Genomic DNA, 14,261 nt, shown 5'->3' with positions numbered 1-14,261 from the left:
ATCTCAATAAGCTAAAAAAAGTGGTATCGGGATATGTCCGATACCACTTTTTTTTATTTATTTGCTTGTTTTAGTTTTTCATTCAATAGGGTGAACGTTGTTTTTAATTTTTCTTTGGGTATACTTTCGAATTGATCCCCTGTGCTTACTTCGTAGGCACACTCATCTTCACTGACCTCTTTCACGTAGCCTGTTAAGCCAACTCCTGTTTCTTTATATACATCGATTAAAATCGATTCTACCATTGTTTTGGGATAGTGGAAGAAGACGTGAAACATATTGGAAACCGGCTTTTCCGGCAGGGTCGATATCCCCTCGCATCCATTGAAATGAGCCGCCAGTTCCTTGGCTCCTTCATAATACCGATCCATCTTATTGACGCGTTGATCGAAATAGTAGTCGGCACTGATGATATATGGATAAAGACTGATCAAATCACCGCCGTGCCGCCTTTTCCATACTTTGGATTCTTCCGTGAAAGCCTCGCCGCCTGCCAGGATCGCCCCAGCAATTCCACCGATCCCTTTATAAAAAGATATATAGACACTATCAAATAAATCGCATATTTCTGCAGCCGATTTCCCGTAATAAGGGAGCACTTCATAAAGTCTTGCCCCATCCAGATGGAGCTTGATCCCTTTATCACGGCAAAAACGCGAGATGGCTTCAAGGGTTTCATACTCAGGCAGCTGTCCTCCTATTTCCCTTTGAGGCAGTTCCAATAATAAGCATGCAATATCATCCTTCAGACCAACGACGTCACCTAGACCAATTACACGGTCCTTATTCGCCACTAAAATGGGCTCGATCCCGTGTAATTTCTTCAGTCCATCCTCTTCATGAATTTCCAGATGACATAAAGGATGATACGCCACTCTCGGAACCTCTTTATGATCACACCAAATACGGAGGGCGATTTGCTGGGCCATCGTTCCACTGGGAAAGAACACAGCCCGTTCCTTACCAAGACTGCCCGCAACCTTCTGTTGAAAATCTTCTATAATCTTTCCGGATCCATACATATCGCTTTCCATTTCACCATCCAGCTGAGCGAATGCCTCTTTCAGAACATCAAGATTCCTTTTTCCATGCCCCTGTATAGAATATAGAGCATCTTTGTACGCCTCTAATAACCTATTTTCTCCCATCACTATTCACCTCTTCTATGATTTCATCGCCTCGGCCATGAACCCCTTGATCCGTCTCTTGTATTCTTCTTCTTGCACTGTGAACCCTTCCGTGTGACCGGCACCGGGAACAATCCATAATTCTGTCACACCGCCCGCTGCCTTATACAAGCGTTGGGCCATCTCCGTAGGGACAAGCTCATCCTTATCGCCGTGTATGATGAATAGCGGCAGACGGTTCTTCTTTACCTGCTCCAGTGCAGATGCCTCTTTAAATGTATAACCCGCTCTTACCTTTGTCACTACACCCGTAATATCCATAATCGGAAATGCAGGTAAGCGATAAAGGTACTTCAATTGGTGGGCAAGTTCTTCATCGACAGATGTATACCCGCTGTCCGCAATGATCCCCTTCACCTCATCCGGTAGCTTTTCACCACTTGTCATCAACACCGTAGCAGCACCCATTGAAAAGCCATGTAGAAAGATGGTGTCCTGTCCTTTTTCATTGATCAGGAGTTGGACCCACTTTATCACATCCAGCCTGTCATCCCAGCCATACCCGATATAGTCCCCTTCACTTTTTCCATGACCTCTTGCATCCGGTTTAAGTATATTGTATCCCTCTTCATAATAGAATCTTGTGATCTCAGGCATTTGCTCACTGTTTCCCTTATATCCATGAGCAAGGAGCACCGTCTTCCCATTTGGTGACTCGTTCTCAAGGTATTGGGCTCTAAGGGTCAACCCATCCTCCGATTCTACCTCCACCGTTTGGAAATTCCGTTTACTTGTCCAGGTTCGCAACTCTTCTAATCTCTCTTGTTCTTCCTCCAAAGCGCTGACTGCTTCTACCGCTTCTTCTGTCCCACCGTAAAGCTCCACGGCTTCATTGCTGCGATTAATCGCCACATCATAAAAGTAGTTGCCGGCGACTGTCAAAACAATCAGGACCAACACGAGCAAACTGCTCACAATCCACACAATTTTCTTTTTCATGGCATGTTCCCCTTCGTACAAATCGTTACCTCTAGTTTACTTGAAAAAGAGGGAAGATTCATAGAAAAACACATGCTCATATGTCCTATCTTATCTTTCTCTCTCCACCTTAAATAACGCTCAGGTCCACTGAGCGTTTAAATTGAAGCCTAAACCATGACACTACTGCTTTCTCTCCACCTTTTCACCTGGGCGCGTTCAGTGCATTCAGCCCGTTTTCCATACATCCTGATCACATCGCGTATTTCATCAGGTAAGTATTTTTCATTTCGGCCATGCCCGAGGGATTCATAACCTGATCCCCTCTGTAAATAATCAGACGAAGCAACGGAATACCATTTCTCGTCTTCTATAGGTGCGCCCCCAATGATAATGCCAGATATTGATTGGCCATCGTAAATAATTTCGGCCCCGGAAACATGAAGTCTCCCAACGAATTTCCCCCTAAAGCCCGGACCTCTTCCATCGGCCAGGCAAACCTGGGGATCCAGGGACTCCCCGATCGCCTTTCGAATATGCTTTCCCTGGATTTCATATGAAGTCGGGTTTAATGGGGAGGGACAGATTTCTATGAGTTTTTTATGACTGATGTTCTGAAAAGCCCCGGCGTTGACAATCCCACTATTGATCAAACCGAGATCGCATTTCAGCATGTCCTGCAGTCCATCGGCAATCAAATTTGTCATCGGATTCTCTTCTATAACATCATGCCAAAGGGATCGATCAAGTGTGTAAAGCGGTCTGCTTAACACCTCAATAGCGATTTCTTTATTTTTCTTCAGTATATCTGCAACTTTTTGATCCACAGGAGACGATTTAGTCGAAATGGTTTCTCCCCGGATCAGTTCAATTCCGTCACTCGTAACGTTCACTTCAAGTAAGCCGATGTATTCTCCATAGCAGCCGGCACTGTTCATTATGGTCCCATTCACAACCTTCCATGGGTAAATAGCCGATGATCATGAGCAGATAGAATGATATCCACTTCATCCAGTTCATTTGCGAGTTCCTCATCAGAAACAGTCCCCACATGATTGAGGAGTATACAGACGTCATATGTCCCACGGTGACGTTCGAGTTCCTTTCTGATGGCATTTTTGTAATCCGTAATATGTACCCCGAGACCATCGTTGAAACCTTGTAAATCAGGGGAAGCACCCGTAATGAAAATCCGCAGGCCACTTTTTTCCAGAATCACACTTGTTTTCACTCCGCTGATTAGCTCTTTGTCTTTTCTGTAAAGATTATTGCTGATAAAAGGTACGGGACTATTTTCAGCCATATATTCAAGGGTATCGAATCCGTTGAACATTTCGTTGTTCCCGATGGTTAACGCATCATACTCGACAGATTGAAGCAATTCAACCGCCGCCATCCCCCTCGTTCCTTGAAGCTCGATACTTTTGAAATCGGCAAAATCACCCCCATCCAGGATGATCGTGTTCTCATCTTTATACTCTTTTATCAGGGAAGCTGCTCTTTTAAATGCTCCAAAATGGCTATGTACATCATTTGTATGTATTATTTTTAGTTTCATCTTAACCTCCATGCATTTTTTTCAGAAAACTCTCTCTATTAATAGTAAAGGAAATGGCAAATGGGTGAAAGATTTTTCTGGAAAAAAATTCATATCATTAAGTCTTCTTGGTGTCACTCTGATTAAAGATATTATTCAAACATTGATACACCAGGTTCCCTGTCCAAACAATGAACCAGCATTGCATGGAGCTGCCCCCTATGATGATAAAGATGGACTGCGATTTCCACCAGCCATTCAAACCGGGCATACGTCACTCCCCAATAAGAGGTAGTTTCTTCTATCAGCATATCGTCAGTCCATGCCGCAACCTGTTCTTTCAAAAAATGAAAATGATGGAGTAATTCTTTTCTCATCTCACCGAGGGTACGGAAGGTATGACTGGAATAAAATTCGTTCATATCTTCTTGCCCGGCTCCCTCAGCAATGAGATAATCCGCCCTGCAAATAAGAGCAATATGCGAAATCAACTCTCCAATGGAATGCTTCTGAGGGGTAGGTCTCCTTGTTAAGTCTTCATCTGTTAGTTCATCCATGATTTCAATGATCGAATTAACGGCTACCTCGATTTGATGCAGCGTCTTTTGACAGTATACATTCATATTCATTCTCCTAATGACCGTTTACCACTCATTATACATGGAGATTACCATTGCCACATTCCATTCGTTTTATAGAAATTTTACTTTTTTTTCGTTTGCTGAATCCCCCAATATCAAAAGGTGCCAGGCACAGAATGACCGTTCCGTGCCTGGCACCTCTTTCAATCTCAGAAAAAGAGAGATGCTCCCTCCCCGGAAACATCTCTTTTTTCACTTTTTATTTCCTTTCCTGCACCGCTTCTTCGATCTCTTTTTCATTCGAAGCTTCCACTTCCTGATCTGCTGACTCGGAAATTGCCGGCTGATAAGGCCTCTCCTGGCTTCTGTTTGCATACGACTTCAATAATTCACCTACATCAATACCTGTCATCTCACGCAATGGCTCCTGCATGTCAAGCATCGTTCTTGTGATGCTTTTACCAAAGGATGGAACCCCTTGGCCATTACCGGAATCGATGATCTTAACCGAATCAATATTGTTAAGAGGCTGAGCGATTTTCTCGGCAAATACCGGAAGCATTTCGATGAGTTTCTCTGTGATGATGACATCTCCGTGCTTCTCCATAGCTTCGGCAAGAAGTTTACGGGATTCGGCTTCCGCTTTACCGCGTTCTCTGATGACATCGGCTTCGGCAGACCCTTCTTCCCTGCGGATCTTCGCTTTTGCTTCCCCGTCAATTTCGGACTTCCTGGCTTCGGCTTCTGCTTTACGAGTCGTTTCGTAGTAATCTGCATCGGCTTTGGTTTTACGGACTTTGGATTCTTCCGCTTCAAGTTTAACTGCGCGCTCACGTTCAAGGAATTGAAGGGTCAACTCTTCTTCTTTTACTTCCTTGGCAAGTTTCGCTCTTTCAAGCTCGTAGGACTGTTCGGACTTTGCTCTTGCACGCTCTGTTTCTTCTTTAAAGGCAGCATCTTTAATATCTTTTTCTTTTTTCGATTCTGCAATCGTAATTTGGCGTTTGTATTCTTCTTCTTTGGCTTCCTGATCGGTTTGGGCGCGGTGAATTCGTGTTTCACGTTCTGTGTTCGCTTCCGCAATTTCAGCTTGTTTGCGCACCTCTGCGATACGTGGACGTCCTAGATTTTCTAAGTATCCATTTTGTTCGTCAGCATCCCGAATGTCCGTCAATCCGAGTGACGTGATTTTAAAGCCCATTAAATCAAGCTGTTTTTGGGCAATTTCTGACACATCGGCATTGAATTTTTCACGGTTACTGTTTATGTCCTCAACGGTCATTTTTGAAAGAATGGCGCGAAGATTACTTCCCAGCACTTCAATGATTTCATCCTCTATTTCTTTCTGATCCTTCCCCAGGAACTGCTCCGCATAGTTGGCAATCCCGTTCAAGGTATCCGCAACCTTCACCATGGCCACAGCATCAGCGACAATCGGAACCCCGCCATTTGTGTATACCCTCGGGGTGGATAGCTTTAATTGGAAAGATGTAAGATTAACAGGTGTAGATGTTTGGAACCGTCTTAATCTGTATCCTCCACCACGAATGATTTTCATGGAACGGCCTTCCTGGTCGGTGAAGATATTCGATTCCTTTTCAGGATCCCCCAGTTTCGGTCCGGTAATAATCAACGCCTGATTGGATCTCGCCGTTCGATAGCGGAACCTCATCCAGAAATAATACGCGATTCCTACAATTGCTGCTATAACCAGTACAGGAATCAAGAAAATGAAAAAGCCAACGACACTCAATGATTCTAGCATTCTGACAACCCCTCTCAACGTTTTTTAAATCAGCATTTCACCTGACTTAAATATAAATAAAAGTGCTAGCTACACTACTATATACGGCTCTGAAGCAACAAAAGTTTCAATAAATTAGGCGAATCTCCTATTTTTATATAAAAAAAACCTGAACCTGGAGAAGTTCAAGCTTTCATACTATAAAAACCATCCGTGTAAAGCTCCCAGCAACGTAAAGACAACAAGATGATCGCCGATGGCAATAAGGAACATCTGTTTAGTCATGAGTCCAAATAAAGCATTTTTTAAATAGACGATGGAAATAAGAATTCCAATAAGTCCACCAACGAATGCCCCAGAAGTGAATCCGCCGGATCCCGTCGCTTGAACGAGAATCCCAACCAGGGCTGAACAGATAAACGCTACCAGGACAGCTGCTACATATTTACCCGGTCCCCCATCTTCCTGATCCTTCTTCCTGAGAAGAATTGAATAATAAACCCCTCCGTATATCATATACAATACGGCCCCCGCCAAAAACGCGGGAAAATTCACATCTAATGTCATGCCAATTCCTCCATTAATTTGGTTCAATGGCTAAAGCAATCGCTTTAATGCCGCACCTTATAGCGAGGGATCCTTGCATACCCTCTACATCAACAAGTTCAACCGGGTTCCCCAGATACCTGTAACCACTTTGAGGCAGCCAATAACTATAAAGCTCAGAGTAACATTCAATCAGCATTCCTCTCTCCCTGTAGTCGACCGGCTCTGGAAACTCATATATCACATGCTTCCCTCCGGAAAAATGATCGAGTTCTATATCCTCTTCACTCAGTTCCTTGATGGCAAGACGGCATTCATACCTGCTTTTTTCAGCAGGGGTAATGTATGGATTACTCTTCGGAACCCCGAATATCAAAGGGCTCTCCCCAATGAGGTTTCTAGCATTCCCCCAATGATAAAGGTCCAGCCATGTCTCGGGGATCCCTTCGATATAGGATCCCATATGATATCTGTTGACAGTGGAGCACCCGGGTAAATGTGCAACCTTCACTTTGGAAAGATCCAGCCATTTAAACTCATTATAGGGTTCTCTATCCCCTGATGCTTGCAGATTTGTGCTGGAAAGTTTAGATTTCTTGCTATTAAGATATTCCCTTGGAAATCTTTCTAAATAAGCACCTTCCCTCCAGCTTTTCGGATTAGTCTTGAAATAGGTGTTAAATGAATGGGTGAAATAAGATAAAGAAGAAAACCCACATCTCAAGGCAACTTCTGTAACGGGAATACGTGGTTCATAAATTAACATATGTGCTGCATATTCCAAACGAATCCGTTTCACGTATCCTGCCGGCGTTTCTCCAATAAACCCTTTGAACAATCGTTGAAAGTGATAAGGTGAATAAGTGGATACTTTGGCCAGCTGCTCCAGAGATAAATCCTCAGTAAGATATTGGTCTATGTATTGTACAACCCTATTAATCTGTTTTTGTTGATCACTATATGTCATGTCATTTCCTCGCTTAAATCTATTAGAATCCCTGTTTCATTCCCCCGTTCAAGATTGTGGATATGATCCACAACCACGTCAGATAGAATGGAAGGAGTTCCCATCTCCATGCATTTATTCTTCATTTTACCATAGAGAGCGCTCATTCAATGAAGGTCTATGATAAAATATAAGCGTTCACAATTTAATCATTGCTCATTGGTGAAAATGATTGAAAGTCATTTTCTTAAAAGGGAAGTTGGTGAAAATCCAACGCGGTCCCGCCACTGTAAGGTTGAGATTTCATATGCATCCACTGTTTCACATTGAAATGGGAAGGAATATGTAGTCAATGATGCTGAGCCAGGAGACCTGCCAAACTGAGAAGAACACGAGAGTTCCTACGGGAGATAGGAGGGTGTTTTCACAAGTGGAACGTCACATGGAGAATCACAGGATTCTGGACGCTCTGTTGGAATAGCTGCATCTTCTTTAGAAAAGGAAGATGCTTTTTGTTTCTTATTAAAATATCAGGGAGATGAGAAAAATGGAACAAGCCTATTCAGTAGAACGTTCACGAACTGTACAAACTAGATTGGTGCTCCCGCCGGATACCAATCACATGCAAACCATCTTTGGAGGGAAAGTCCTCTCCTATATTGATGAAATCGCGGCACTATCAGCCATGAAGCATTCAAATTCCGTCGTTGTAACAGCTTCGATCGACTCTGTCGATTTTTTATCATCAGCAACGGTCGGAGATGCATTAAGCCTTGAAGCATATGTCACTTCGACGGGCAGAACGTCTATGGAGGTATATGTGAAAGTATACTCAACCAATCTGCTGACGAGTGTTAAAACGTTAACGACGGAATCATTTCTGACGATGGTCGCCGTAGATGAAGAAGGGAAGCCCAAACCGGTTCCAAAGGTCATCCCACATTCGCCAGAAGAAAAGAGACTGTTCAAAACAGCACCACTGCGCAAAGAGCACAGAAAGAACCGCGCACTGATTTTATAAAGAAAGAGGATGGGGCGTAACTAAATCGATCCAATCTAAAGACGAACCATTCATACAAAATAGTCTTTAGAATCATTTGTTACACCGCTGCCCGATTCCGTGCAAGACTTCGCTTTCCTCGGGCTGAAGGCGAGCCTCTTCCTGTCCTCAAGATATCCAGCTACTTGCCTTAGGGGCTCGAGTTCATAAGTCAAGCCTACCCAAAAGGCAAAAACGCCTTTCCGGTAGACTCGTCTTATGCTTGTCGCCCCTGGTCAAAGCCCTTTCGCTTTTTGACTTTCCCAGAGGAGTCTTCGTCTTGCACTCCAATCAACAGCTGGAACCAGCTATATTCACTTAGTATACTTTATTAAAAATAATAAAAATCCGAACGATTTCGAATTTCACAAGAGAATTTCGAATGATCGTTCGGATTTTTCTTTGACTAAAACACTTTTGTCTCAGTCTTCTATAGTAAATTCGGAATGATGATGTATATCAGGGTCGAGACGGAAATCAAACTAAAGCCAAATGTATAATAGCGACGGCCCTCTTTAATGTTTATGAATACATATATCACGTTGGTGGCGAGGAATATAAGCGAAAACCAGATGGAAATAGATTCGTATGGTTGAAATCCACTGTAAACGGTGATTCCCCCCATCAAGATAAATAAAAATATGGTTATAATTAGAAAAACCTTTCCCCCTTGTTTATCCTTCATCCACTCTCCTCCTACTGTTTCAAGGTAAAAAGATCTTTTGATACGGAGACCGACTTTTCAAGACTTTCTTCTTTCACCTTTTCCTTCACCCTGCTCCCTTCCCCTTCGATCAGTGATCTCCTCAGGATGGCACTGATCGAGTTTACACACATGATCAAGATGGCGAATAAGGTCAGTGGAACCACCACTAGCATCGGACGCAGGAAGATCTGTTGAATATTGATAGCGATCGTCGCTGCCCATTCGTTCGTTTCAGAGAAATAAACCGGAATGCTTTCCATGATACCGAAGTTGGCGATTTTCAGCCCTCCAAGACACATATGCAGAATACCGAGTTGAATGAGCAGGGCCAGCGTCTGGGAAACCTGCTCTGAAAATAACACGATTGAGTGCCTTCTGAACTGGGGGAGAAGATGCTGTTTGAACAGATGGAATCTCCCTGCCCCCATCGTCCGTGACACCTGGATGAATTCACTTTGCATAAAGAGCTTCATCTCTTCTCCTAAATAGATTCCCAGAGATGGGATCGTCACGGCAGCAATCGCAATCACTTGAATGAAGAAATATCGGTTTGAAGGAAGCACTTCTGAATGAAAGGCTCCTTCGAGGGGAACGAGTAACGCAAACACGATAATGACGAGGGGGATGTATTGAAATGACTCTCCCAGCCCTTTAATGAATCTTCCCACATATGCGGGGAGGAATGTATACATGACAGCAAAGAAAAATCCTGCCACCATTCGTAATAACGCGATGGCCAGTGCTGCAAAAATGGTATATTTCGCTCCGACTAATAACAGCAGCAGAAAGTTCCTCCCCAGTTTATCACTCCCGAGAGGAGGCATTTCACCGGGGGTGAACGGAGGAGCCGCTATCACTCTTCCATTTTCGTCAGAGAGATAATCCACCACCTCATCATAGGCAGGATTCATCACGGGAACTAGAAAGCTGACGGCAATGAAGGCGATTAGTATCAGGATCGGGAGTGCCAATCGTTTGGACATCCAGCTATTCATCTTTTTCCCCTCCTTTTAACCATTTTTCCAGGATGTGAGAACCTATTGTAAATACGATAAAGAAAGGAACAAAGATAAGAAGCATCCCCAGAAAGAATGCTGCAGGTGAACTGGTAGCCGTACGCAGCAACGTTTGCATAAACCCATTGATGTTAAAAAGAAGTTCAATGATTAATAGATTGGACAGCATGAGCAAAAAGATCGGCTTCAAATGAAAGAAGAAGTGGACCCAGACGTTTCTAAACAGGTGATGCCAGACCGTATAAGACTTCCTGAATCCCTTCGAATAAGAAAACTCGACATATGGCTTGCCTTCTTCTTCTTTGAGCTGAAACAGGAACTGTTTTAATAGAAACACTACAGGCAACACCGACAAACACAGAATCGGCAAAAAGTAAATCCGTTCCTCGCCAAGGGCATAAATATCGAATACCAACAAGTTCGTCCTCTTAAATAACCAGATGATGAAAAGCTGAAATAAAACGACAATGAATACATCCGGTAAGGCATCCAGGACATTGACGATCTTAATAGAGAAACGGTACGCTTTCCGGGGTAATAACATGAGGGAATAACTAAAGAGTACAGCCAGGCAAATCGCTAAGAAGAAAGAACTGATAAGAATCAGAAAAGAATACGAATAGGTATTGGAAAAGACTTCGGTGATGCTGTATTGTTTATTCCCCTCTCCCCAATAAATATAAATCGACGATGGATGCAAGATTTCAATCCAAGTCTGTTGTAATCGATCCCCATATGCTGCCAGATTAATCAAGAGCTCTGTATCGTATGCAAGCAGCGAGCCGATCCCGCTAAGTAAATACAACCCTAACACGACAACCAGAAAATGAAAGGGAGTCTCAAGCACCCTTCTCATACAATCCCTCCAAACTATTTCCAAATTGATACATTTTTTCTATGTTCATGTTACAATAATGTAATATAATTGTAAACACAATTCTGAAAACAGATGCAGGAGGGAGTCCATGAGAAAAACAAAATTCCTTATTATATGTGTATGCATCATAACTGTACTTAGCTTACTGTCCGGTTGTCGTGTGATTTTGACCCGGGAAGCTTCTAAAGAGAAGCCGGTAAAGCCTCAAATGGTAAAGATCGATGCAAGGGTCAATTTAAAATCCCAAAAAATTATCATACGGGGAAATTCAACTCTCCCGGCTGGAGCACGTCTTGATGTGAATCTGAAGCCTTATAGTGAGGATGCACCCAGGGAGGAAATCGAACCTTATCTGGTTGAACCTGAAGAAACTGTACTGGCATCCGCCACCACAAAGGTGAATGATGATGGTTCCATTGAATTAACGGTCTTGAAACGGCCAGATCCCGGGAAGAGGTACCGACTGGACCTTCTATTCATTCCAAGCAGACAACCGGAAGATATTGTTTTCGAGGAGAATATTGAAGACAGTGATGGGTTTACAGCGCTTACATTCGCCGGAGAGACCATGTCGGGGCTGCTCATGCATGTGAATATCTTCAAGGAGGATGAATTATTCGGTGATAATATTACGATGGATTTCATTCCGATGCAGAAACAACCAGAATAGTATGAGCTTAAAGGACATGTTCCGGTGCTTTGTCTATCATGATTAGTGAGACTGAAACTTCATCCTCTCCCAAACGTATCCATAGTATTATGTAAAAAGAAAGGCTGTGGAAAATGAAGAAAAACGTTGTACTGTTAGACCTGTTAATATATGCTGCCCTGCCTCTTTTTGTATGGAATATCATACGGGATTACACCGGCGATTATTATGCCATGCTCCTATCATCTGTGCCGGGTATTATTTATACAGTCTACCGCTTTATTGAGATGAAGAAAGTAAACACATTCGGACTGTTTATTTTAGGCACCTTGATCGTCGGGACTCTGATTGACGTACTGGCCGGTTCATCGCTGCAGCTTCTATGGAATAACGTTTATTACGCCGCTGTACTAAGTTTATTTTTCTTACTGACCATGATCATGGGGAAACCCCTCCCCCTTTACTTTGGCCTTGATTTCGCTGAGCTTCAGGGGTTTGACCGTAACTTCACTAAACGACTCTATAATAAAAAGCCTGTATTTCAAATTTTTCAATTAATCACTCTATGCTTCGCCATGAGAAGTGGAGTCCTCGCTATCGTAAAAGCTTGGCTCATCATGGAATACGGTGTAGAAGCCTTTGATAAAGGAATCATTCTGCGACAGGCGTTCAGCTGGATCATGAGCGGTATCACCGTTGCAGGATTCTTCTATATTGGCAAAATCATCAAGGATTCCCCTCATTTGGTTAAGGAAGTGCAGGATGAACTTCAGAATGACAGGACGAATGTCATCTAGATATATACCTTCTGGATGTTTCTGCCTTCAGACCTCTGTCTTGTTCCGGCCCTCTGGAACATTGAGAATTTTTTTCCTATAATGGATAATAAATCGTTTCAGATGGGGTGTACTATGATTGATGGTAAATTAATTAAATTTCATCGTGAAGATTCGGGATTGACTCAAGAGCAGCTTGCACAGGGTATCTGTTCTACCACCCATCTAAGTAAAATCGAAAGAGGAATCACAGAGTATTCCAGAGAAATTACTGATTTACTTGCTAAGAGGCTCAGAATCAACATGGAGGCAGAACGTGCACGTTATCAATCCCTGCAGCTTAAACTGGCAGACTGGAACGATGCGGTCATTATGATCCGGAGCTGTGAGATCCATCAACTAAAATCAGAAATTGAAAAAGAACCTTTACGATTTTTATCCGATTTCTTTGTGCAGTACCAGTTATTATTAGCTCGATATTATTTATTCCTGGATCAACCCGAAAAAGCAAAGGACATCCTGGACATGTTGGAGAAAAAAAATGACGTTTCTTCCCCTTTCGAACAAAACTTATTGTTGCATGTGAAGGGAATCTACTTTTTTTCAACCAGGAAATTCAACTCCTGCATTCAAGCATTGAATCAGATTGATGATGAATACCCGAACTCTGAATATTATTTCCATTTAGCATTAGCGTATCATTCCATTCACTCAAACACTTTCGCTTATTATTATGGACAAAGAGCCCTGCAATTTTTCCAAAAAACATTAAATATTCTCAGGGTCATCGATTCAGAGACCTTGATATTAATTCAATTGAATGCCAAAGAACCGTTCGATATGGAACAAAACAAACAACAATATGATAAACTTCTCAGACTCTGTGAATCTGTTAACTCGAAGGAAAGGGCACATAAAATCCATAACAATCTGGGATTCGAATACTTCCGTAGAAAACGATATCCGGAATCAAAAGAATCGTATGAAAAAGCATTGGCGCTTATTACAGAGAAAACGCCTGCTTCCTATTATTTAGTCACACTCAGCGGATATATCCTTTCCTGTATGAAAGGATACCTGCTATCTAAGGAAGAACTCCACCATCTATCGGTAAAGGGGCTGACGAGGGCAAAGGAGCATCAGGATCCAAGTCTCGTATTCTTTGAGATCTATCTGCTCTCCCTGAAAGAAGATGAAGAAGAACTTTATACATATATTGAAAAAACTGCCCTACCCCATTTCAAATGCACGGGGAGTCAATTAATGTACCAGCATTATGAAAGAAAACTATTTCTATATTACGTCAAAACCGGACAAACGGAAAAAGGGTTCCAACTGGCATCGGAAAAGATGTCCAACGAAATCAGTTATTATGAATTAGAATAACTCGTTAGGTTAGTCAAATCCTATGTCGGAACCCTCAGAAAAAAGGGAATGGGCCTCGGCTCATTCCTTTTCCTTTCATTACCACTAAAAAATATTGGGTTCAACTTCCCGTTCCCTCCTACATATAATAGCCCGAGAGGAGGCATAACAAAATGGATCGTTTTATTCTTTTGTTAGTAGCAGGGATTCTTTCTGGTTTCGCATTATTGAAAGTTCCTTTAGCAGGTACGTTCTTAGAAAGTGTATCCCCCGTAACAGACATCATTGGCATTCTAGCTATACTCATATTCTCACTTTTCTTAATCTACAAAGGGATCATGGCAATTATTGGCAAGTAGATAAGGAGACCCGGA

Annotated in this window: 16 protein-coding genes and 1 riboswitch; of the genes, 5 read left to right on the top strand and 11 right to left on the bottom strand. The window is 42.6% G+C overall.

The window, feature by feature from the left end; genetic code table 11:
* Positions 1–53 precede the first annotated feature (53 nt).
* The 8 genes from BAA9072_RS17905 to BAA9072_RS17875 all read right to left on the bottom strand — a co-directional run bounded on the left by BAA9072_RS17905 (position 54) and on the right by BAA9072_RS17875 (position 7,480).
* Positions 54–1,148, bottom strand: coding sequence for a threonine aldolase family protein (locus BAA9072_RS17905; RefSeq protein ID WP_201716053.1), 1,095 nt, complete (start codon positions 1,146–1,148; stop codon positions 54–56).
* Positions 1,149–1,163: 15 nt separating this feature from the next.
* On the bottom strand, positions 1,164–2,126 hold the full coding sequence (locus tag BAA9072_RS17900) for an alpha/beta hydrolase (RefSeq protein ID WP_201716052.1): 963 nt from the start codon (positions 2,124–2,126) through the stop codon (positions 1,164–1,166).
* Positions 2,127–2,275: 149 nt separating this feature from the next.
* Positions 2,276–3,058: a 5'-nucleotidase C-terminal domain-containing protein gene (locus BAA9072_RS24350; RefSeq protein ID WP_230980931.1), complete on the bottom strand. Its 783-nt coding sequence runs from the start codon at positions 3,056–3,058 to the stop codon at positions 2,276–2,278.
* On the bottom strand, positions 3,055–3,663 hold the full coding sequence (locus BAA9072_RS24345) for a metallophosphoesterase (protein WP_230980930.1): 609 nt from the start codon (positions 3,661–3,663) through the stop codon (positions 3,055–3,057). Before BAA9072_RS24345 ends, BAA9072_RS24350 begins: the two co-directional genes overlap by 4 nt.
* 131 nt (positions 3,664–3,794) lie before the next feature.
* Complete coding sequence (locus tag BAA9072_RS17890; RefSeq protein ID WP_201716051.1) at positions 3,795–4,265, bottom strand: DinB family protein; 471 nt, start codon at positions 4,263–4,265, stop codon at positions 3,795–3,797.
* A 217-nt stretch (positions 4,266–4,482) separates the two neighbouring features.
* Positions 4,483–5,988: a flotillin family protein gene (locus BAA9072_RS17885; protein ID WP_201716050.1), complete on the bottom strand. Its 1,506-nt coding sequence runs from the start codon at positions 5,986–5,988 to the stop codon at positions 4,483–4,485.
* A gap of 177 nt (positions 5,989–6,165) precedes the next feature.
* The gene (locus tag BAA9072_RS17880; RefSeq protein ID WP_201716049.1) at positions 6,166–6,534 is read right to left on the bottom strand and encodes a DUF1761 domain-containing protein; all 369 of its coding nucleotides are present in this window, start codon (positions 6,532–6,534) and stop codon (positions 6,166–6,168) included.
* A gap of 13 nt (positions 6,535–6,547) precedes the next feature.
* A complete protein-coding gene (locus BAA9072_RS17875; RefSeq protein ID WP_201716048.1) occupies positions 6,548–7,480 on the bottom strand; it encodes an AraC family transcriptional regulator in 933 nt (310 codons plus the stop codon).
* Between the two features lie 182 nt (positions 7,481–7,662).
* Positions 7,663–7,853: riboswitch (cobalamin riboswitch) on the top strand.
* 153 nt (positions 7,854–8,006) lie between these two features.
* On the opposite strand from BAA9072_RS17875, the gene BAA9072_RS17870 reads away from it, so the two are divergent.
* Positions 8,007–8,480, top strand: a complete 474-nt coding sequence (locus BAA9072_RS17870) for an acyl-CoA thioesterase (protein WP_201716047.1) — start codon at positions 8,007–8,009, stop codon at positions 8,478–8,480.
* Between the two features lie 448 nt (positions 8,481–8,928).
* Here the strand turns inward: BAA9072_RS17870 and BAA9072_RS17865 are convergent, their stop codons facing one another.
* The 3 genes from BAA9072_RS17865 to BAA9072_RS17855 are packed head-to-tail and all read right to left on the bottom strand — an operon-like array spanning position 8,929 to position 11,076.
* Positions 8,929–9,183: a hypothetical protein gene (locus BAA9072_RS17865; protein WP_201716046.1), complete on the bottom strand. Its 255-nt coding sequence runs from the start codon at positions 9,181–9,183 to the stop codon at positions 8,929–8,931.
* Between the two features lie 11 nt (positions 9,184–9,194).
* Positions 9,195–10,199: a hypothetical protein gene (locus BAA9072_RS17860; RefSeq protein ID WP_201716045.1), complete on the bottom strand. Its 1,005-nt coding sequence runs from the start codon at positions 10,197–10,199 to the stop codon at positions 9,195–9,197.
* The gene (locus BAA9072_RS17855) at positions 10,192–11,076 is read right to left on the bottom strand and encodes an ABC transporter permease subunit (protein ID WP_201716044.1); all 885 of its coding nucleotides are present in this window, start codon (positions 11,074–11,076) and stop codon (positions 10,192–10,194) included. The genes BAA9072_RS17860 and BAA9072_RS17855 overlap by 8 nt, the downstream gene beginning before the upstream one ends.
* A 109-nt stretch (positions 11,077–11,185) precedes the next feature.
* Here BAA9072_RS17855 and BAA9072_RS17850 point away from each other — a divergent pair, with 109 nt between their 5' ends.
* The 4 genes from BAA9072_RS17850 (at position 11,186) to BAA9072_RS17835 (ending at position 14,246) form a co-directional block, all read left to right on the top strand.
* Positions 11,186–11,767: a hypothetical protein gene (locus BAA9072_RS17850; protein ID WP_201716043.1), complete on the top strand. Its 582-nt coding sequence runs from the start codon at positions 11,186–11,188 to the stop codon at positions 11,765–11,767.
* A 113-nt stretch (positions 11,768–11,880) separates the two neighbouring features.
* Positions 11,881–12,543, top strand: coding sequence for a VC0807 family protein (locus BAA9072_RS17845; protein ID WP_201716042.1), 663 nt, complete (start codon positions 11,881–11,883; stop codon positions 12,541–12,543).
* A 114-nt stretch (positions 12,544–12,657) separates the two neighbouring features.
* A complete protein-coding gene (locus BAA9072_RS17840; protein WP_201716041.1) occupies positions 12,658–13,908 on the top strand; it encodes a helix-turn-helix domain-containing protein in 1,251 nt (416 codons plus the stop codon).
* 152 nt (positions 13,909–14,060) lie between these two features.
* Positions 14,061–14,246 carry a hypothetical protein gene (locus BAA9072_RS17835; protein WP_201716040.1) on the top strand — a complete coding sequence of 62 codons (186 nt, stop codon included), beginning with the start codon at positions 14,061–14,063 and terminating at the stop codon, positions 14,244–14,246.
* Positions 14,247–14,261: the final 15 nt, after the last annotated feature.

It is taken from the genome of Rossellomorea arthrocnemi (assembly GCF_904424705.1).
Lineage (GTDB): Bacteria > Bacillota > Bacilli > Bacillales > Bacillaceae_B > Rossellomorea > Rossellomorea arthrocnemi.
Note: the sequence above shows the minus strand (reverse complement) of the source record. Positions and strands in the feature narration are given on the sequence as shown.

Bases quoted from the DNA above. Each gene is read 5' to 3' on its own strand.
- BAA9072_RS17865 (WP_201716046.1), bottom strand. From the start codon at position 9,183: ATGAAGGATAAACAAGGGGGAAAGGTTTTTCTAATTATAACCATATTT.
- BAA9072_RS17900 (WP_201716052.1), bottom strand. From the start codon at position 2,126: ATGAAAAAGAAAATTGTGTGGATTGTGAGCAGTTTGCTCGTGTTGGTC.
- BAA9072_RS17850 (WP_201716043.1), top strand. From the start codon at position 11,186: ATGAGAAAAACAAAATTCCTTATTATATGTGTATGCATCATAACTGTA.
- BAA9072_RS17880 (WP_201716049.1), bottom strand. From the start codon at position 6,534: ATGACATTAGATGTGAATTTTCCCGCGTTTTTGGCGGGGGCCGTATTG.
- BAA9072_RS17845 (WP_201716042.1), top strand. From the start codon at position 11,881: ATGAAGAAAAACGTTGTACTGTTAGACCTGTTAATATATGCTGCCCTG.
- BAA9072_RS17875 (WP_201716048.1), bottom strand. From the start codon at position 7,480: ATGACATATAGTGATCAACAAAAACAGATTAATAGGGTTGTACAATAC.
- BAA9072_RS17890 (WP_201716051.1), bottom strand. From the start codon at position 4,265: ATGAATGTATACTGTCAAAAGACGCTGCATCAAATCGAGGTAGCCGTT.
- BAA9072_RS17855 (WP_201716044.1), bottom strand. From the start codon at position 11,076: ATGAGAAGGGTGCTTGAGACTCCCTTTCATTTTCTGGTTGTCGTGTTA.
- BAA9072_RS17870 (WP_201716047.1), top strand. From the start codon at position 8,007: ATGGAACAAGCCTATTCAGTAGAACGTTCACGAACTGTACAAACTAGA.
- BAA9072_RS17885 (WP_201716050.1), bottom strand. From the start codon at position 5,988: ATGCTAGAATCATTGAGTGTCGTTGGCTTTTTCATTTTCTTGATTCCT.
- BAA9072_RS17840 (WP_201716041.1), top strand. From the start codon at position 12,658: ATGATTGATGGTAAATTAATTAAATTTCATCGTGAAGATTCGGGATTG.
- BAA9072_RS24345 (WP_230980930.1), bottom strand. From the start codon at position 3,663: ATGAAACTAAAAATAATACATACAAATGATGTACATAGCCATTTTGGA.
- BAA9072_RS17835 (WP_201716040.1), top strand. From the start codon at position 14,061: ATGGATCGTTTTATTCTTTTGTTAGTAGCAGGGATTCTTTCTGGTTTC.
- BAA9072_RS17860 (WP_201716045.1), bottom strand. From the start codon at position 10,199: ATGAATAGCTGGATGTCCAAACGATTGGCACTCCCGATCCTGATACTA.
- BAA9072_RS17905 (WP_201716053.1), bottom strand. From the start codon at position 1,148: ATGGGAGAAAATAGGTTATTAGAGGCGTACAAAGATGCTCTATATTCT.